The sequence below is a fragment of the Escherichia sp. 93.0816 genome, assembly GCF_013368855.2.
GTDB lineage: Bacteria > Pseudomonadota > Gammaproteobacteria > Enterobacterales > Enterobacteriaceae > Escherichia > Escherichia ruysiae.
Genome location: NZ_JABWNC020000017.1, coordinates 1 through 17,986, shown reverse-complemented (window position 1 = coordinate 17,986; position 17,986 = coordinate 1). Strand labels below are relative to the sequence as shown.

19 protein-coding genes and 1 riboswitch are annotated in these 17,986 nt (G+C 48.4%); of the genes, 6 read left to right on the top strand and 13 right to left on the bottom strand.

Annotation, left to right across the window (positions count from 1 at the left end):
* Together HEM79_RS16445 and fbaB are read right to left on the bottom strand one after the other, a co-directional pair.
* Complete coding sequence (locus tag HEM79_RS16445; RefSeq protein ID WP_176242158.1) at positions 1-855, bottom strand: tagatose bisphosphate family class II aldolase; 855 nt, start codon at positions 853-855, stop codon at positions 1-3.
* A gap of 247 nt (positions 856-1,102) precedes the next feature.
* The gene (gene fbaB / locus HEM79_RS16440; RefSeq protein WP_176242159.1) at positions 1,103-2,155 is read right to left on the bottom strand and encodes a class I fructose-bisphosphate aldolase; all 1,053 of its coding nucleotides are present in this window, start codon (positions 2,153-2,155) and stop codon (positions 1,103-1,105) included.
* A gap of 256 nt (positions 2,156-2,411) precedes the next feature.
* Here fbaB and HEM79_RS16435 point away from each other — a divergent pair, with 256 nt between their 5' ends.
* The 3 genes from HEM79_RS16435 to HEM79_RS16425 are packed head-to-tail and all read left to right on the top strand — an operon-like array spanning position 2,412 to position 5,652.
* Positions 2,412-3,689: a nucleoside permease gene (locus HEM79_RS16435; protein WP_176242160.1), complete on the top strand. Its 1,278-nt coding sequence runs from the start codon at positions 2,412-2,414 to the stop codon at positions 3,687-3,689.
* Positions 3,686-4,690, top strand: coding sequence for an ADP-ribosylglycohydrolase family protein (locus HEM79_RS16430; RefSeq protein WP_176242162.1), 1,005 nt, complete (start codon positions 3,686-3,688; stop codon positions 4,688-4,690). The genes HEM79_RS16435 and HEM79_RS16430 overlap by 4 nt, the downstream gene beginning before the upstream one ends.
* Entirely contained in the window at positions 4,687-5,652 is a 966-nt protein-coding gene (locus HEM79_RS16425; protein ID WP_176242164.1) for a carbohydrate kinase family protein, read from the top strand. The genes HEM79_RS16430 and HEM79_RS16425 overlap by 4 nt, the downstream gene beginning before the upstream one ends.
* On the opposite strand, the gene HEM79_RS16420 is transcribed toward HEM79_RS16425, so the two are convergent.
* From HEM79_RS16420 to rcnR, 5 genes are all read right to left on the bottom strand, one after another.
* Complete coding sequence (locus HEM79_RS16420; protein ID WP_000434025.1) at positions 5,626-6,372, bottom strand: GntR family transcriptional regulator; 747 nt, start codon at positions 6,370-6,372, stop codon at positions 5,626-5,628. The genes HEM79_RS16425 and HEM79_RS16420 overlap by 27 nt on opposite strands.
* A 52-nt stretch (positions 6,373-6,424) precedes the next feature.
* Entirely contained in the window at positions 6,425-7,243 is an 819-nt protein-coding gene (locus tag HEM79_RS16415; protein ID WP_176242166.1) for a glycoside hydrolase family 25 protein, read from the bottom strand.
* Between the two features lie 65 nt (positions 7,244-7,308).
* Positions 7,309-8,109, bottom strand: a complete 801-nt coding sequence (gene thiD / locus HEM79_RS16410; protein ID WP_176242167.1) for a bifunctional hydroxymethylpyrimidine kinase/phosphomethylpyrimidine kinase — start codon at positions 8,107-8,109, stop codon at positions 7,309-7,311.
* Positions 8,106-8,894 (bottom strand): hydroxyethylthiazole kinase, encoded by a 789-nt coding sequence (gene thiM / locus HEM79_RS16405; protein ID WP_176242168.1) that lies wholly within the window; start codon positions 8,892-8,894, stop codon positions 8,106-8,108. Before thiM ends, thiD begins: the two co-directional genes overlap by 4 nt.
* A 34-nt stretch (positions 8,895-8,928) precedes the next feature.
* A riboswitch (TPP riboswitch) is annotated at positions 8,929-9,025 on the bottom strand.
* Between the two features lie 91 nt (positions 9,026-9,116).
* Entirely contained in the window at positions 9,117-9,389 is a 273-nt protein-coding gene (gene rcnR, locus HEM79_RS16400) for a Ni(II)/Co(II)-binding transcriptional repressor RcnR (protein ID WP_000019944.1), read from the bottom strand.
* Between the two features lie 120 nt (positions 9,390-9,509).
* Here rcnR and rcnA point away from each other — a divergent pair, with 120 nt between their 5' ends.
* Together rcnA and rcnB are read left to right on the top strand one after the other, a co-directional pair.
* Positions 9,510-10,331: a nickel/cobalt efflux protein RcnA gene (gene rcnA / locus HEM79_RS16395; RefSeq protein WP_176242169.1), complete on the top strand. Its 822-nt coding sequence runs from the start codon at positions 9,510-9,512 to the stop codon at positions 10,329-10,331.
* A 218-nt stretch (positions 10,332-10,549) separates the two neighbouring features.
* The gene (gene rcnB, locus HEM79_RS16390; RefSeq protein WP_000155512.1) at positions 10,550-10,888 is read left to right on the top strand and encodes a Ni(II)/Co(II) efflux transporter accessory subunit RcnB; all 339 of its coding nucleotides are present in this window, start codon (positions 10,550-10,552) and stop codon (positions 10,886-10,888) included.
* Between the two features lie 81 nt (positions 10,889-10,969).
* Here rcnB and HEM79_RS16385 read toward each other — a convergent pair whose 3' ends face one another.
* The 6 genes from HEM79_RS16385 to apbC form a co-directional block, all read right to left on the bottom strand.
* Positions 10,970-12,004, bottom strand: a complete 1,035-nt coding sequence (locus HEM79_RS16385) for a putative fimbrial-like adhesin protein (protein ID WP_176242170.1) — start codon at positions 12,002-12,004, stop codon at positions 10,970-10,972.
* A gap of 15 nt (positions 12,005-12,019) precedes the next feature.
* Positions 12,020-14,500, bottom strand: a complete 2,481-nt coding sequence (locus tag HEM79_RS16380) for a fimbrial biogenesis outer membrane usher protein (RefSeq protein WP_176242171.1) — start codon at positions 14,498-14,500, stop codon at positions 12,020-12,022.
* Between the two features lie 15 nt (positions 14,501-14,515).
* Positions 14,516-15,190, bottom strand: coding sequence for a fimbria/pilus periplasmic chaperone (locus HEM79_RS16375; RefSeq protein ID WP_176242172.1), 675 nt, complete (start codon positions 15,188-15,190; stop codon positions 14,516-14,518).
* An 84-nt stretch (positions 15,191-15,274) separates the two neighbouring features.
* Positions 15,275-15,817 carry a fimbrial protein gene (locus tag HEM79_RS16370; protein ID WP_176242173.1) on the bottom strand — a complete coding sequence of 181 codons (543 nt, stop codon included), beginning with the start codon at positions 15,815-15,817 and terminating at the stop codon, positions 15,275-15,277.
* A 291-nt stretch (positions 15,818-16,108) separates the two neighbouring features.
* Positions 16,109-16,387, bottom strand: coding sequence for a DUF2574 family protein (locus HEM79_RS16365; protein ID WP_176242175.1), 279 nt, complete (start codon positions 16,385-16,387; stop codon positions 16,109-16,111).
* A gap of 263 nt (positions 16,388-16,650) precedes the next feature.
* Positions 16,651-17,760: an iron-sulfur cluster carrier protein ApbC gene (apbC, locus tag HEM79_RS16360; RefSeq protein WP_001005449.1), complete on the bottom strand. Its 1,110-nt coding sequence runs from the start codon at positions 17,758-17,760 to the stop codon at positions 16,651-16,653.
* A gap of 132 nt (positions 17,761-17,892) precedes the next feature.
* Here apbC and HEM79_RS23065 point away from each other — a divergent pair.
* A partial coding sequence (locus tag HEM79_RS23065; protein ID WP_171848160.1) for a class I tRNA ligase family protein occupies positions 17,893-17,986 on the top strand: 94 nt, incomplete at its 3' end.

Below are 17,986 nucleotides of genomic sequence, written 5' to 3'. Positions count from 1 at the left end.
TTATGCCCTGCCCTCGCAGCCACAATCGGCAATCACTTTGCTCACCACATCGCGCATTGCCAATTTGGCCGACTGCAAATAATTTCGGGGATCGGTCGCCTCCGGATGTTCCGCCAGATAACGTTTTAACGCCTGCGAGAAGGCATTTTTCAGCTCCGTCGCGACATTGATTTTGCAAATACCCAGGTTGATTGTTTGGCGAATGTCCGCAGAAGACAGTCCCGACGCACCATGCAGTACCAGCGGTAGCGCAACCTGCTGACGAATGGCCTCAAGGCGGGAGAAATCCAGCGCCGGAGCACTGGCATACATACCGTGAGCGGTGCCGATGGCGACAGCCAGGGAATCAATTCCCGTCGCTTGCGTAAATTCGCGGGCTTGTGCTGGATTGGTATATAAAGCATCGGCTTCATTGACTTGCACATCGTCTTCCTGACCGCCAAGTTGCCCCAGTTCAGCTTCGACGCTGACATCAAAGCGATGGCAAAAATCCACCACTTCTTTGACTCGTGCAATATTCTGCGTATAAGGCAAATGCGAGGCGTCAATCATCACCGAGCGCACACCGGAGCGCACTTTCTGCGCGATATCGTCAAACTTTGTGTGATGGTCAAGGTGAATCGCCAGCGGATGGTGATACTGCTTCGCCATCGCGCTAACCAGCGCCAGCAAGTTTTCTGTTCCGGCATGGTTAAACGTGCCGGGCGTTCCGGCGATGATGACCGGCGCATTCAGGCTGGCTGCGGTTTCCACCACTACCTGCATCGTTTCGAGATTGTGAATATTGAATGCCGGAACCGCGTAGCCACCGCGCTGCGCGTTGTTCAACATCTGCTTTGTCGATACCACGTACATTTTCACATCCTATCGTTTATTTTCGATTTCAAAACATAATGAAATTATTTGCTTTTAAATGTCGAGATAATGATCACAAAAACGACAAAATGAAAATCAATCCAGCAATGACAGACAAAAAAACGGCCTCCCAAGAGGGAAGCCGTAGCAAAGTGCGCGTGGTTTTATGCCGGATGCGGCGTGAACGCCTTATCCGACCAACAGGGTAGTGCTGTGTACAGGCATGATAAGACGCTTCAGCGTCGCATCAGGCAATAGTAATTTTGCTATCGAGATAAACGTCCTGCACGGCGTTAATCAGTTTCACGCCATCGACCATCGATTTCTTAAACGCTTTACGTCCGAGGATCAGCCCCATTCCGCCTGCGCGTTTGTTGATAACCGCAGTACGCACCGCATCGCTAAGGTCAGTTTCACCGCCCGCAGCGCCGCCGGAGTTAATCAACCCTGCGCGCCCCATATAACAGTTAGCTAACTGATAACGCACCAGATCAATCGGGTTTTCGCTGGTCAACTTGCTGTAAACACGGTCATCGGTGTAACCGTAATTAATCGCTTTATAGCCGCCGTTATTTTCCGCCATTTTCTGTTTGACGATGTCCGCGCCAATGGTCGCCGCCAGATGGTTCGCCTGGCCGGTCAGGTCGGCGGAAACGTGGTAATCAACGCCCTCTTTCTTAAAGGCGGAATTACGCAGATATGCCCACAGCACGGTCACCATGCCCAGTTCATGCGCACGTTCAAAGGCCGCAGAAATTTCTTCAATCTGGCGACGTGACTCTTCCGAGCCAAAATAGATGGTCGCACCAACCGCCACCGCCCCCATGTTGAACGCCTGCTCTACGCTGGCATACAGCGTTTGATCGTAGGTATTCGGGTAACTTAGCGTCTCGTTATGGTTGAGTTTGACGAGGAACGGAATGCGATGCGCGTAACGCCGCGATACCGATGCCAGCACGCCGTAGGTTGACGCCACACAGTTACAGCCCGCTTCGATCGCCAGTTCAACAATATTTTTCGGGTCAAAGTAGAGCGGGTTAGCGGCAAATGAAGCTCCGGCAGAGTGTTCGACGCCCTGATCAACCGGCAAAATGGAAAGGTATCCCGTTCCCGCCAGACGCCCGGTGTTGTACAGCGTCTGCATATTACGTAACACCGCTGGCGGGCGATTATTGTCAATCATCACACGGTCTACGTAGTCATGTCCGGGGAGATAAAGCTGGTCAGAAGGAATAGTCATACAACGATGCTGTAAAAGGTTGTCGGCATCTTTGCCAAGCAACTGCGCAATATCTGTCATTACTATGCTCCCGTAAATTCCGATTGAATATCGGCTATGGATTGTCCTGGCCCGCATTTTGCGGGCAATCATAATCCTGGTCGTTACAGGCTATTTTTTCCATTCTCAGGATGTTTTTTCAGCGTTTTCTGTTGGCTCGATTCATCAGAAAAAGTGTTACAGCGGTCAAGTTTTCATCGCAAAGGTATTTAAAAGGTATTATTAGGTGGTATTGTCAGCGCGTACCTTACATTACCTGTCATGAAGGAATTAAAAGATGAAAACAACAGCAAAGCTGTCGTTCATGATGTTTGTTGAATGGTTTATCTGGGGCGCGTGGTTTGTGCCATTGTGGTTGTGGTTAAGTAAAAGTGGTTTTAGTGCCGGAGAAATTGGCTGGTCGTATGCCTGCACTGCCATTGCGGCGATCCTGTCGCCGATTCTGGTTGGCTCCATCACTGACCGTTTTTTCTCAGCTCAGAAAGTGCTGGCTGTATTGATGTTCGCTGGCGCAGTGCTGATGTACTTCGCCGCACAGCAAACCACTTTTGCCGGGTTCTTCCCGTTACTGCTGGCCTACTCGCTAACCTATATGCCGACCATTGCGCTGACTAACAGTATTGCCTTTGCCAATGTGCCGGATGTGGAGCGTGATTTCCCGCGCATTCGGGTGATGGGCACTATCGGCTGGATTACCTCCGGTCTGGCGTGCGGATTCCTGCCGCAAATGCTGGGTTATGCCGATATCTCACCGACCAATATTCCACTGCTGATTACCGCCGCAAGTTCTGCTTTACTCGGTGTGTTTGCATTTTTCCTGCCCGATACGCCGCCAAAAAGCACTGGCAAAATGGACATTAAAGTCATGCTCGGCCTGGATGCGCTGATCCTGCTACGCGATAAAAACTTCCTCGTCTTTTTCTTCTGTTCGTTCCTGTTTGCGATGCCGCTGGCATTCTATTACATCTTTGCCAACGGTTATCTGACCGAAGTCGGCATGAAAAACGCCACCGGCTGGATGACGCTCGGCCAGTTCTCTGAAATCTTCTTTATGCTGGCATTGCCGTTTTTCACCAAACGCTTTGGTATCAAAAAGGTATTATTGCTTGGTCTGGTCACTGCCGCAATTCGCTATGGCTTCTTTATTTACGGCAGTGCGGATGAATATTTCACCTACGCGTTACTGTTCCTCGGCATTTTGTTGCACGGCGTAAGTTACGATTTTTACTACGTTACCGCCTACATCTATGTCGATAAAAAAGCTCCCGTGCATATGCGTACCGCCCCGCAGGGGCTGATCACGCTCTGCTGCCAGGGCTTCGGCAGTTTGCTCGGTTATCGTCTTGGCGGCGTGATGATGGAAAAGATGTTCGCTTATCAGGAGCCAGTAAACGGGCTGACTTTCAACTGGGCTGGAATGTGGACTTTCGGCGCGGTGATGATTGCCATTATCGCCGTGCTGTTCATGATTTTTTTCCGCGAATCCGACAACGAAATTACGGCTATCAAAGTCGGTGATCGCGATAATGCGTTGACACAAGAGGAAGCAAAATGAAAACAGAACGTATTCTCGGTGCTCTTTACGGGCAGGCGTTAGGGGATGCGATGGGGATGCCCTCCGAGCTTTGGCCTCGTTCCCGCGTCAAAGCACACTTTGGCTGGATTGACCGATTTCTGCCTGGACCAAAGGAGAATAACGCGGCCTGTTATTTTAACCGCGCCGAATTCACCGATGATACCTCGATGGCGCAGTGTCTGGCGGATGCGCTGTTGGAACGTGAAGGCGAGATCGACCCGGATCTGATTGGGCGTAATATTCTCGACTGGGCGCTGCGTTTCGACGCCTTCAACAAAAACGTGCTTGGCCCGACCTCAAAAATTGCGCTTAACGCCATTCGCGACGGAAAGCCCGTTGCTGAGCTGGAAAACAATGGCGTGACTAACGGTGCCGCGATGCGCGTCTCGCCATTGGGTTGTTTGCTTCCGGCGCGCGATGTTGATTCCTTTATTGATGATGTGGCGCTGGCGTCCAGCCCGACCCACAAATCCGATCTGGCGATTGCAGGTGCGGTAGTCATCGCATGGGCGATTTCTCGTGCCATTGATGGAGAAAGCTGGTCAGCGATTGTTGATTCACTGCCTTCGATTGCGCGACATGCTCAGCAAAAACGCATCTCTACGTTCAGCGCCTCACTGGCAGCACGTCTGGAGATTGCGCTGAAGATTGTTCGTCACGCCGACGGCACCGAATCCGCCAGCGAACAGCTTTACCAGGTGGTTGGCGCGGGCACCAGCACTATCGAGTCCGTTCCGTGCGCCATTGCGCTGGTTGAACTGGCACAAACCGATCCTAACCGCTGCGCCGTCCTGTGCGCCAATCTTGGCGGCGACACTGACACCATCGGCGCGATGGCGACGGCGATTTGCGGCGCGTTGCATGGCATTAATGCTATCGATCCGGCATTAAAGGCGGAGCTGGATGCGGTAAATCAGCTTGATTTCAACCGTTACGCCACGGCGCTGGCGAAGTATCGCCAACAACGGGAGGCGGTATGAGCGGCGCTCGGTTACACACGCTGCTGCCACAATTAACGACGCGTCAGCCGGTTATGGTAATTGGTGCGGCGGTCATTGATGTGATCGCCGACGCTTACGCCCTGCCCTGGCGCGGGTGCGATATCGAACTGAAACAGCAGAGCGTAAATGTTGGCGGCTGTGCGTTGAACATTGCCGTGGCGTTAAAGCGTCTCGGTATCGAGGCGGGTAACGCCTTGCCGCTCGGTCAGGGGGTGTGGGCGGAGATTATTCGCAACCGAATGGCAAAAGAGGGATTAATCAGCCTGATCGATAACGCCGAAGGCGATAACGGCTGGTGTCTGGCGCTGGTTGAGCCGGATGGCGAACGCACTTTTATGTCGTTCAGCGGCGTGGAAAATCAGTGGAATCACCAGTGGCTGGTGCGACTAACCGTTACACCTGGTAGCCTGCTCTATTTTTCTGGTTATCAACTGGCCTCGCCCTGCGGCGAATTGTTAGTGGATTGGCTGGAGGGACTGCAAGACGTGACGCCGTTTATTGATTTTGGCCCTCGTATTGGCGATATTCCGGATGCATTACTTGCGCGCATCATGGCTTGTCGACCGCTGGTGTCGCTTAATCGCCAGGAGGCTGAAATTGCTGCCGAACGTTTTCGTTTATCCGCAGATATAACAACGACTGGCAAGCAGTGGCAGGAGAAATTTGCCGCGCCATTGATCGTTCGTCTGGATAAAGAAGGTGCCTGGTATTTCAGCGACAACGCATCAGGCTGTGTTCCGGCATTTCCAACGCAAGTCGTTGATACGATTGGTGCAGGTGATAGCCATGCAGGTGGCGTACTTGCCGGGCTGGCATCCGGTCTGTCACTGGCAGATGCAGTGTTGCTGGGTAATGCGGTGGCATCGTGGGTTGTCGGACATCGCGGCGGTGATTGCGCGCCAACGCGCGAGGAACTACTCCTCGCACACAAAAACGTATAGATCGCTGCGACAGTGACTGATGCTGTACTCAATTGGTCGTTGCTGTTGGTCAAGCGCCACTTGCTTGATCACCAGCACCGGTATTTTGCTATCTAACTGAATATGTGACTGAAACTCGGCATCCGGCATTCGGGCGCTAACGCGGGAACGGGTACGCTTTGGAAAAATATGCTGACTGCGAAAGTAGTCATAGAGAGAAATACCGATGGCATCAACATCATGAATTAAATGCGCAGGAACCCACGACTCCTCAATCGATACCGCTTCTTCATCCACGTAGCGAATGCGCTTAAGCAAGAAGACATCACTTCCTGCTTCAACCGCCAGCTGCTGCGCGACTTCTTCGGGGCACTCTACCACTCGCTTGTTAACCCACAGCGTGTCGGGCTTTTTACCGCGCAACACCACCTGCTGCGAAAAGCCTCGCGCTTCTTTTAACGAGTATTCGAAGATGTTGTTGATCTGCGTGCCGTAACCACGCGAACGCGTCACCACACCCTCTTCTTCCAGCGCCTGCATCGCCTTGCGCACTGTAATGCGCGAAACGCCGGTTAACTGACTTAAATCGCGTTCGCCGGGCAAAATATTGCCATGCTCCAGCACCCCGCTGCGCACGGCATTTTTTACCGTTTCGGCAAACTTAATATAAAGCGGTGTGTTGTCCGCCGCTAAAATACGTTCATTCAGTTGGGCAATAAGCTGGGTATGCGCTTGTTCCATTTGTCTTTTTCCTGCCGGGGGAGTCTGGTGGGAGTATATCACTGCTTCTTATTTAAGGCGTTTCTTTAATCCCATGAACGAATGCCTGGAACTCCTCCACCGTGCCGTTAAACACATTAAAATCTACCGGACCATTAATGCCATCCACCTGTCCACGGTCGGAATGCTGCCAGAAACGCCAGGCCAGGCCGTCATTGTCCGGGCGACGTTGATAATAGTGAGCCACCCACCACGGATATTCATTGAAATATCCCGCCAGATTCGTGTGATAAAACGTCGCACCAGCATAAATAATCGGCTTTTTGCCCGTGCTCTTTTCAACCATTTTTAACCACTGACTGACCCGCTTGCGTAATTCTTTTGCTGATAATTTTCCCCGCTCTTCTACGTCCAGCACCGCAGGAAAATCATCTTGTGTAAAACCCACCGTTTGCAGAAATAATCGCGCCTGAACCGGCGCAGCTACCGACGGAGAAAAATAATGATATGCCCCACGCAGCAGGCCATTTTCGCGGCTTTGACGCCAGTTACGCGAAAAATAGGGATCCACCAGCTTTTCGCCTTCCGTCGCCTTAATAAAGGCAAATTGTAAGCGGATACCGTTATCGCGCATTTTTGCCACACGCTGCCAGTCGATCCGCTCCTGCCAGCGTGAAACATCTATTCCGTGAATGGTGTAACTGGCAGGAATGCGAATAGCAAAAGATTTGACCGGGCGATAACCGTAAAAGTGAATGTAGTCTTTGATCTGAATTGCTGTGGAATAGAAAAAATTCACCGTCTGGCGGGGATAAATCGCAACGATGGAAATTAGCCCCAGAGCGCATAACAAGGCGGTGAATTTTTTGCGACTGACGATTTTTAGCTGCATTAGTTTCATCCCTGAATTTCAGCGCAAAAGAGCTGACAATAACCAAAGCAGCTATAGTACGGTGCTCACCACCAGGCGTGGAAGTGGTGAACCGGACCAATACCGTGACCGACTTCCAGTGAGTCTGCCTGGGCTAACGCCGCTGAAAGCCAGCTTTTTGCCTCCTGTACGGTGTCAGCCCAGTTTGTATGACGCGGGCGCAACGCCGCCAGTGCCGCAGAGAGCGTACAACCGGTGCCGTGGGTGTTTTTGGTCATAATACGCGGCGCGGTAAAACGTTGTTCGCCGTCGCGGGTAAACAGCCAGTCCGGGCTTTGTTCATCATCCAGATGACCGCCTTTCATTAGCACAGCGCCACAGCCCATCGCCAATAATTCACGCCCCTGCTCCAGCATTTCCTGTTCATTATGCGCGTGTGGTGCGTCGAGCAAGGCGGCAGCTTCGGGCAAGTTTGGCGTTATTAATGAAACCTGCGGTAATAAACGACTGCGTAGTGTGGCAACCGCCGAAGGTGAAAGCAGAGGGTCGCCGCTTTTCGCCAGCATGACAGTATCCAGCACCACGTTTTGGATCTGATAACGTTGCAGCCGTTCTGCTACCGCTTCAACTATATCGGTTTCTGCCAACATGCCGATTTTGGTAGTGTCGATTCGCACATCGCTGAACACCGAATCAAGCTGTGCAGCGACAAAATCAGGCTCAATGCGATACACCGACTGTACGCCACGGGTATTTTGCGCCACCAGCGCGGTAATTACCGAACAGCCGTAAGCGCCAAGTGCCGAAAAGGTTTTAAGATCGGCCTGAATCCCTGCGCCACCGCTCGGGTCAGTACCGGCTATCGTCAGAGCGTTAATCCGTTTCATGCCTGCACCTCCTGCGTCTGTTGCCAGAGCGCATCAAGGAAATGTGGGACAAAACTGCCCGGCCCTTCGCTTTTGATGACTGTGCGTTCTCCCGCTTGTTTCATCCAGTGACAGGCAGATGCAGCATTTTCCAGAGTATTGCCTGGTAACGCACAACAGGCAGCGACAACTGCCGATAATGCACAGCCAGTTCCTACCACTCTGGTCATTAACGGGTCACCGCCATGAATGCCAACGGTGCGACAACCATCGGTAACATAATCTACTTCGCCAGTGACCACGACGATTGCGCCAGTTTCATTTGCCAGAGTTTGTGCGGCGGGTAACGCGTTGGCTGCGGCGTCGGTAGAATCCACACCACGACCACCATTAGCGATGCCTGCTAATGCCATGATTTCCGAAGCATTACCGCGTATGGCGCTTGGTTTATGAGACAGGAGTTCCAGACAAAAACGGCGGCGATAATCGAGTGCACCAACCGCTACTGGATCAAGCGTCCAGGGCGTTTGGGAGCGTGTTGCCTGTTCTATGGCGGCACGCATCGCCTGTGCGCGTGGCTGCGTCAGTGTGCCAACGTTAATCAGCAAGGCACTGGCAATTGCCGCAAATTGACTGGCCTCTTCGGTTTCGATAACCATCGCTGGCGATGCGCCGAGCGCCAGTAAAGTATTGGCAGTAAAGGTTTGCACCACATCATTGGTCATGCAATGCACAAGGGGGGAATATTGGTGAAAAAGGTGTAACACGAGCGCAGATTGCGCCGGACTCAGCAGGTCGACTTGCATAATTTGCTCCTGCCATAACGTGAAGAAGCAATGACCTGGCGGCCTGTGACTTCCCTACGCTGGCATTATCCAGATCAGGTGATACGGGTATTTCTCAGCCTTCACGCAGAAGGGCACCCCGAGTCGTTTGGTTGCGATGATGGATCGCAGAGGAGGATGTTAATGTCCGGCGCGCACGTTGTAAATGAGGAAAAACGGCAGTATTACAATAACGTTACGGAACTATTTTATATACGAATCCAGCACCTTCAGAACGACATCCAGGTCTTCTTCACGCTTTAGTTCATCACCCTGGTGAACAATGTGTTCCGTCAGATGCCCTTTAATCACTTCCCGCATCAGGCCGTTTACCGCACCACGAATGGCGGCAATCTGTTGTAGAACGGCAGCGCATTCATGCGGTTCATCGAGCATTTTCTTGAGCGCAACGACCTGTCCCTGAATCTTACTGGCGCGCGCTTTTAGTTTCTGTTTATCGCGGATGGTATGAGACATGGCAACACCTGGTTAACAAGATAATGAAAAATCATAGCACTATTAATCTACTGGGGGGTAGTATCATGTACTGGGGGGGAGTAGAATCTCTGCATCCACTTAATACTAAGAATTATTATCATGACTGAATTTACCACTCTTCTTCAGCAAGGAAACGCCTGGTTTTTTATTCCCAGCGCCATCTTACTTGGTGCGCTTCATGGCCTGGAGCCAGGGCACTCAAAAACGATGATGGCGGCGTTTATCATCGCCATTAAAGGTACGATTAAACAGGCGGTAATGCTTGGACTGGCAGCAACCATTTCGCATACTGCGGTAGTCTGGTTGATTGCCTTTGGCGGGATGGTGATCAGCAAACGCTTTACTGCGCAGTCGGCGGAACCGTGGCTACAGTTAATTTCTGCGGTCATCATTCTCGGCACCGCATTATGGATGTTCTGGCGCACATGGCGCGGTGAACGAAACTGGCTTGAGAATATGCACGGGCATGATCACGAACACCACCATCATGACCATGATCACGAACATCATCACCATCACGGACATGGCGAGAATGTCGAATATCAGGACGCCCATGAGCTGGCTCATGCAAATGACATTAAACGACGCTTTGATGGCAGGGAAGTCACGAACTGGCAGATTTTATTGTTTGGCTTGACAGGCGGACTGATCCCCTGCCCTGCAGCGATAACTGTACTGCTGATTTGTATTCAACTGAAAGCCCTCACTCTGGGAGCAACTCTGGTCGTTAGCTTCAGTATTGGCCTCGCGTTAACGCTGGTCACCGTGGGCGTTGGCGCGGCAATCAGTGTCCAGCAAGTGGCAAAACGCTGGAGCGGCTTTAACACACTCGCCAAAAAAGCCCCCTATTTTTCCAGCCTGTTAATTGGCTTAGTCGGAGTGTATATGGGCGTGCATGGCGTTATGGGCATAATGCGATAACTCAATCCTTTGGGCTTGCATGTTATCTTCAACCCAGGATGATTCTTAAATCAGCTATTTCCGCTGACTCTTCGCCCGATGAGGATGCTTTTACAGCATCCTTTCATTTACACTTTTTACGAAATCATGGGATCACTAACAAAATATCGCTTGTCGGTTATATTGTATGACAGGAAAGATATGCGACTGATTTTACTGATCCCCAACGTGGAGAGTATATGACCATAAGAAATAAGTTATTGTTGGGTGCACTGTTGCTGGCAACCAGCGTAGCGTGGGCCGCACCGGCCACTGCGGGTTCGACCAATGCCTCTGGAATTTCAAAGTATGAGTTGAGCAGTTTCATCGCTGACTTCAAGCATTTCAAACCAGGCGATACCGTTCCAGAGATGTACCGCACCGATGAGTACAATATTAAGCAGTGGCAGTTGCGTAACCTGCCTGCGCCTGACGCCGGAACCCACTGGACCTATATGGGTGGCGCATATGTGTTGATCAACGACACTGACGGTAAAATCATTAAAGCCTACGACGGCGAAATATTTTACCATCGCTAAAAAAAGCCCCCTCATCATGAGGGGGAAATGCAGACACCTTGTTATTTTTTATTATTAGCCACTTGCTCGTCTTACTTGTTATTAGTCATATTTCACGTTGATTAATGCGGTAGCCTCCAGTGCGCCAGATTTAATTTTGTTTTTATCATAAACATAGTAACTGGCTGTTATTGGAATTGAGACCGTTGTATCTGTAATTTTTGACTTCGCAGCAATTTCCTTTAAATTTGTATATCCTGTACTACTGTCAGTGATATTTAAAAGTGTGACTGGCGAACCATTACTTTCAAGAATAAACCCTACGCCATTATCTTCCGCACCTTTCAGTATCGTGTTACTGCTGGTTAACAAGTCAGAACTTGATAAATACACCTGCATTTTCCTTGATGTTTGATTTTGTTGACCTAATAAATTTTTACAACGCAGAATAATATCCCCTTTCTTGCTATTTATTGTTGTTTTGTTACCTGGGGCTGGTAACTGTGAAACGGGAATACTCTCTAAAGTAATTAATAAATCATCAGGTTTGCAGGTCGTTGTTATCGGGTTGTATGACAATGCCAGATTAAAGGAATAGACACCTGCATTCTGTGCCAATGCATTTCTGTAGCTATTCACACATGCATCCCACGACTTTCCTCCTAACAAACACAGTAAAAATTGTACTGCGGCACTCCCACGCGTTGTTGATGAAGCACTGGATAATGTCGCGACACCATTAATCATCACTGCTCCGCCGCCCCCCGCAGAAACATTCACTTTCGCGTTACTGGCTGCCGATGTCACCGTTACTGAATAACCACTGGTGAAACTGGTCTGGTTATTTGATAATGTGATGCTGTTTTTGTTAGTCCATTCAAAATGTAAATTTAATTTAATGGTATCGTTATAAAGCCCAACAATAATATCCGAAGGACTCATGGGGGTAATAGTATTCGTACTCACGCATGACGAATCATTAAAATTATGTTCATATGTCGCCGTTTGTGTTTGAGTTAGCGCAAAATCCCCCTGAACAACCAAATTATGCTGCGCTGACAACTCTCCATAACATGCCGCATAGCTCGCAGGTATAACTATCATCATGAATATAAATAACACTATGTTAATTCTCATAAAGTTACCCGATGCTTATTGGCAAATATAAGTTCTACTTTCATCAATCTGTTTACCGAAGGTGATTGTGCATGAAAGCCCTTGTTGTTTATCAATAGCCACATTAACTGATGGCGGAATTTCATTGGTGCGTATAAAAAGCTGGCTTCCCTGACCGACAACGCCAATATTATGACCATGGATATCATTGACTTCATAACCAAACGTTAATGGTTGTCCATCCGCTCTTAACGCTTTTATAAACCAGGGCTTGCGCTGATCGGTATCAAAATTAACCAGCACGACAGCACCGCGATAAGGGGCGGCAATTTTCCGGTTACCGCGTAATTCTGTTTCGCTATCGCTTTGCGACACATCCAGCATCAGGTGATTTTCCCGATAAGAGGTCATTCCGTCGTATACCACCACCCCATTATGATTTGTAGTGCGATATTTTTGTCCATTCACGTAGGCATCTTTAATTCCTGGTGCATACATCACAGCAAACGTTTCAGAAAGACGGTTTGCCAGATTCACACCGCCAGACCAGGCGATAACGCCCCCTGAAATACTGGCTCCAGCCTGCCTATATTTGCTGGACTGACTATAACTACCATTAACTGTCGCCATCGGCGCGTTCCAGGTTAAATTTGCACCAGCTGTCGTTTCATTTCCCTGATTCTGATGACTCAGGTTGACACCATAGTTAAACTGATCGCGGCTCCCAACAGTTCCCGATATTCCTGTATTGTTTGAGGCAAGCCCCTGATCATCAAAGGTCGTTGAATTAGACATATATATTTGCCGCCGTGGTGTCGTGACGTCATCACCCCAGTCAAAGGGAATCGAGATAAAAATATTAAAGCGTTTCTCTTCATGATGATTCTCGTCATACGCCTGACTTGCTGCGAGGGTATAGCTTATCCGTTGCAAGTTATTGGAGTAACTCAACTGATAATCTTTACTGCTGCCGCTACGCCCCCAGTAATCTCGCCATAACGTACTTAAGGACACAGAACCCCAGCCTTCGGGCAATGACTGGCTCATATTGGCAGAGAAGCTATTTTTACGGCCAAAATCATTCTGGTAATAATCGGCAATATCATAGACATCATTTTTATCGCGACGATAATTATCTTTATTATTTGCCCAGACATAATCGTTAAACGTCCGGTAATCGCGCGAAGAATAACGCCAGGCTGCCAGACCAAAACGCGTCGATGTTTGAGTCACAAATTTGTTGTAGGCTATCTGATAACTTTGTCCGTCAAAAACATCGCCATTATCTTGCTTACTATGAGATTTTGTTGCATCGACAGAAATTGCGCCAATGCGTGTATTCCAGCCAGTGCCAAGAGTAAACGCGTAGTAATTATTGGCAATCATCGTGCCGCCATACAGCGTTAATAAATTATTAAAGCCATACTGGTAACCGACCTGAACAAAATCGCTTTGCTTATTTGCTCCTTCAATATGGCTACGGCCTGCCGCGAAATCATACTTCGACACGCCCGGTTGCAACATATTTGGCACCGCCGAATAAGGCACCAGGTATGTGGTAACCGAACCGTCAGCCTCTTTCACGCTAACATCAAGATCCGCTCCACCGCCCGCTAATTGCAGGTCAGTAATCGAAAATGGGCCTGGCGGAACCTCCTTCTGATAAACAATAAAACCGTTTTGTTCAATAGTTACCAGCGCGTTACTCTGCGCAATCCCCTGCACCCGTGGAGTAAAATTTTGCTTCGAGTCAGGCAACATCTGCATATCGCGAAACAGTCGCACGCCGCTGAAGCGAACAGAGTCAAAGATATCGCTTGAGGTGTACATATCACCAACACGCAGCGTGCCGAGAATTTGTGCAAATCCGCGTTCCAGATACAGGGTATTGCTTTTCCAAACTCCTGGATTGTTATCCGTTTTGCTGAAACTGGCATCAGAATGCAGTTGCCACCCCAGCAGATTTAATCCACTGTTAAAACGAATATAACTACTCTTACTATTACCCGACGCTTTATAGTCGCTGTAATACTGGCTCATATAATAAGAAGTATAAAAAGCATTGATACCCCGTTCCCAGTTTTCCGGCGGAACATAACCACTTTCCAGTTCATCAACCCAGGCTTGCGGAACGCTGAAATCTAAACGAAAAACACCGATATCCCAGGCATAGCTCCCGCCCTGAACAAGTTGCTCTAATGTTAAACATTGACTGCCACTGGCGAAGCTATCGGTATTAATACCTAACCGCTTTATAATTTCTCTCGCCAGGCATGTTTCTTCGGGATTATCCTTAACGATAACCTCGTATTTCCCACGCCATTGCTTATTGACATAAATATCGACGTCATACTGGCCCGGTAAAGGTTGATTATCATCCAGGCGAATATGAGCAACCTGTTGGTCTTTCATTCCGCCCATCATAAAATGGGTATCAAAGGTTTCTTCTGCTGCATGAACTTCAATGCCGAGCAATAACACAACGATTGCTGATGCGAGTGGGGTTATTCTCAACATAAGCAGCTCCTGCAATTAAATTTTGTCGCTAATATAGTTGCCATCATCATCAATAATGGTCAAATGCCAGTTATTCGTATTATTAGTTTTGACGTTAACACTCTGGCTTTCTAATGGCGCAATCATGATGGTTTCATAATTGACTTTGACATCATTCGCTTTTACATCGGAAATAGTCACCCAGTTCGGCGAATTATTTTTTATCACCAGTCCATTGCCGCTACGATTTACCAGCAATTTCTTAAATGTTGCTTTATTTACCGGGGCAATACCCGACGGTCGGTAAAACAACTTGATTCTGTTTTGCATCGCAAACTTCAGTGCATTCTTGCCTTCTTGCTCTGGACTATTTGGTGGAATATCCAGAACATTCAGATAAAAAATACTCTCCTTATTAGTAGGCAGCTTATTCGGCATAATTTTAATTTTTACTTGCTGCCCGGAATTTGCCCCTATTTTTGCCACTGGCGGCGTTAACATGAAAGGAACCTGAATTTTTTCTGGTGGCAGCGACGTGTCGCCATCATCAATCCACGCCTGCAGCAGCGAAGAGCGGTTTCCCTGATTCATCAACTGCACCATCACTTCTTTTTTTTCTGCCGGATAAATAATACGTGTCCCGTAGATGACAATTCCGGCATGGGCAGGAATGACCATAGAAAAAATGAGTAAAGGTAATAATCCTTTCATCTTAATGCCCCTTGAATTAAAAGGCCGCCATGGGGATAGCGGCCATGTTTATTACCTGGAGAAACTTGCAATTTTATTTAATTATTAATCCTGAGCCACACGCATGACTAAAGAAGATACCACATCACCTGATTGCACTGAGCTTTCTGTCAGTTTCAGGTATTTCGCTTTAAACGGAATCGCATATTGACCATCCGCTGTTTTATAGCTTTCAATATTAAGAGGCGCTGAAACATCCAGTACATCACTGTTATCACCTAAATAGAGATAATAACCCACGGTATCGTTACTACTGGCTATAGCCTTATCATTTCCGGTTATTTTATCATTGGTGATCAACGAGAGTTTTACACCAGCTACTTCTTTCGGACAGCTAATTTTTAACATGCTACTGGTTACACCGACGGCATCATCATAGGTAGAATATTTCGCTTTACCTTCAAAGACAGTGGTTGGTACGGTTGGCATATTAATACTTACTGAATCACCACCCGCTTCAAATTTACACGGAGACTCTGCAATATTCCCCTTAATGGTTAAAGTTCCGGTATCAACATCTGCAGCAAATACGCCAGCACTCATGAAAAAAGAAGAAAAGACAGCGGCAGCAATAATTGAATGTTTCATAATAGGTTCCTTAATAGAATTTATTTTGATTGTTAAGACTCTGTATCTCGTGGAAACAAATTTCTCACATCAAAAAGGTTACCGCAATGTAAACACATTGTTTTATTGATTTAAAGCAAATTAACCATTGCAATATAATTACAACAAATACGTAAGGGAATTAAATATTTGTCATATTTATTAATTGACATAAATTACTGTTAACCACATTCTTCAAATAAATAAAAAAGCTCAAATCATTCATAATAGTGATTTGAGCTTTCAAAATATGATTAAAACAGTGTTGCCTGATTAATCGTAGCGATTTAATACGATTCGACGTTTGCTATCGTTGCCCGCTACCAGCTCTGTAGTAACGCCTTTTACCGGCGAAGAAATACGATGACGGGTATCAACGCTTTGCGATACCTGACCGCAATGCTGTTGGGGTTGGCTATTAACAATATCCATACTGCATGTCGGGGGGCTGATCCTGCCATTGATAGTTAATGTGGCAGGATCTGATGAGAACGCGGGTGACGCCAATCCATAAGCGAGAAAAATAATTCCTGACAGCCAATACTTATTCATTGAACGTTATCCCTGTAGTAAAGGTTATGCCTGGATAGATTGAGTGCATAACAAACTATAGCTGTACATCCACTACACAGCCACGAAGGATGATAAAGAGGCTTTACCTGTACGATCAATCTACTTTGTACAGTTTAGGACTAAGATCCGCTGAATATTCGCAGCATTAAAAAAGTGTTCATTTAAAGCCACAAAAATAAATACACCGCATCAATATATTATTGCTGCGGTGTATAAGGAATGACCAGAAAGGTTAATGCGCGTTAGACCGCGCGGAAGGAAATCTCGCCAGGAATAACTTCACCCTGCCAGTAGAGCTGGGCAGCCACGCGGTCAGCCAGCTGGCGGTAGATAGTGGTAAATTCACTTTCCGGACGACTGATAACCGTTGGCGTGCCTTTATCGAGATCTTCACGTAAGGAGATGTGTAACGGCATCTGCCCCAACAACTGCGTGTGATATTTCTCGGCCAGTTTCTCTGCACCGCCAGTGCCGAAAATCGGCTCATGATGACCACAGTTACTGCAAATATGGACGCTCATGTTCTCGACAATACCGAGCACCGGAACTTCGACTTTCTCGAACATCACAATGCCTTTTTTCGCGTCGATCAACGCGATGTCCTGCGGCGTGGTGACCACGACTGCACCGGTTACTGGAATGTTTTGCGCCAGTGTCAATTGAATGTCACCGGTGCCTGGCGGCATGTCGAGCACCAGATAGTCGAGATCCGGCCACAAAGTTTCCTGCAACATCTGCATTAACGCTTTGCTCGCCATCGGGCCACGCCACACCATCGCGTTGTCGTCAGTGACCAGATAACCAATTGAATTGGTTGCCAGGCCATGAGACATAATCGGTGCCATGTGAGTCCCGTCCGGCGAGGTCGGGCGCTGATTTTCTGCCCCCAGCATGGTTGGGATAGACGGACCATAAATGTCGGCATCCAGAATGCCGACTTTCGCGCCTTCCGCCGCCAGCGCCAGCGCCAGGTTTACCGCCGTGGAGGATTTACCCACGCCGCCTTTGCCGGAACTAACCGCGATAATGTTCTTCACGCCGTTAATTCCCGGCTGATTTTTAACGCGTTTCAGGGTGGCAATGTTATGCGACAGTTTCCAGTCGATAGCTTTTGCCCCGGTGATACGCAGCAATTCGGCGCTACATTGCTCTTTTAACTCTTCGAACGCGCTATGCCAGACGAACGGCATAACCAGCTCCACATGCAGCGTGTCGTCCATCCAGGCGACATGATGCAACGCTTTCAGCGTGGTAAGGTTATGCTTTAGGGTTGGGTGCTGAAAATTAGCCAGTGTCCCGGCGACCATTGCGCGCAAGGCTTCTGGTGATTTGGCCTGGGATTGTTCGTTCATCCCGACTCCTTATTTATATAGATAAACCATCAGCTAAATAGTTTACCTGAAGAAAATAGATAAGTACTTACTTAACATTTTCCCATTTGGTACTATCTAACCCCTTTTCACTACTAAGAAGTAATGCCTACTATGACTCAAGTCGCGAAGAAAATTCTGGTGACGTGCGCACTGCCGTACGCTAACGGCTCAATCCACCTCGGCCATATGCTGGAGCACATCCAGG

Excerpts from the sequence above, each read along its gene's own strand:
- thiD (WP_176242167.1), bottom strand. The coding sequence starts at position 8,109 with ATGAAACGGATTAACGCTCTGACGATAGCCGGTACTGACCCGAGCGGT.
- HEM79_RS16370 (WP_176242173.1), bottom strand. The coding sequence starts at position 15,817 with ATGAAACATTCAATTATTGCTGCCGCTGTCTTTTCTTCTTTTTTCATG.
- HEM79_RS16375 (WP_176242172.1), bottom strand. The coding sequence starts at position 15,190 with ATGAAAGGATTATTACCTTTACTCATTTTTTCTATGGTCATTCCTGCC.
- rcnB (WP_000155512.1), top strand. The coding sequence starts at position 10,550 with ATGACCATAAGAAATAAGTTATTGTTGGGTGCACTGTTGCTGGCAACC.
- HEM79_RS16420 (WP_000434025.1), bottom strand. The coding sequence starts at position 6,372 with ATGGAACAAGCGCATACCCAGCTTATTGCCCAACTGAATGAACGTATT.
- HEM79_RS16385 (WP_176242170.1), bottom strand. The coding sequence starts at position 12,004 with ATGAGAATTAACATAGTGTTATTTATATTCATGATGATAGTTATACCT.
- HEM79_RS16445 (WP_176242158.1), bottom strand. The coding sequence starts at position 855 with ATGTACGTGGTATCGACAAAGCAGATGTTGAACAACGCGCAGCGCGGT.
- HEM79_RS16415 (WP_176242166.1), bottom strand. The coding sequence starts at position 7,243 with ATGCAGCTAAAAATCGTCAGTCGCAAAAAATTCACCGCCTTGTTATGC.
- apbC (WP_001005449.1), bottom strand. The coding sequence starts at position 17,760 with ATGAACGAACAATCCCAGGCCAAATCACCAGAAGCCTTGCGCGCAATG.
- HEM79_RS16435 (WP_176242160.1), top strand. The coding sequence starts at position 2,412 with ATGAAAACAACAGCAAAGCTGTCGTTCATGATGTTTGTTGAATGGTTT.
- rcnA (WP_176242169.1), top strand. The coding sequence starts at position 9,510 with ATGACTGAATTTACCACTCTTCTTCAGCAAGGAAACGCCTGGTTTTTT.
- fbaB (WP_176242159.1), bottom strand. The coding sequence starts at position 2,155 with ATGACAGATATTGCGCAGTTGCTTGGCAAAGATGCCGACAACCTTTTA.
- HEM79_RS16380 (WP_176242171.1), bottom strand. The coding sequence starts at position 14,500 with ATGTTGAGAATAACCCCACTCGCATCAGCAATCGTTGTGTTATTGCTC.
- thiM (WP_176242168.1), bottom strand. The coding sequence starts at position 8,894 with ATGCAAGTCGACCTGCTGAGTCCGGCGCAATCTGCGCTCGTGTTACAC.
- HEM79_RS16425 (WP_176242164.1), top strand. The coding sequence starts at position 4,687 with ATGAGCGGCGCTCGGTTACACACGCTGCTGCCACAATTAACGACGCGT.
- rcnR (WP_000019944.1), bottom strand. The coding sequence starts at position 9,389 with ATGTCTCATACCATCCGCGATAAACAGAAACTAAAAGCGCGCGCCAGT.
- HEM79_RS16365 (WP_176242175.1), bottom strand. The coding sequence starts at position 16,387 with ATGAATAAGTATTGGCTGTCAGGAATTATTTTTCTCGCTTATGGATTG.
- HEM79_RS16430 (WP_176242162.1), top strand. The coding sequence starts at position 3,686 with ATGAAAACAGAACGTATTCTCGGTGCTCTTTACGGGCAGGCGTTAGGG.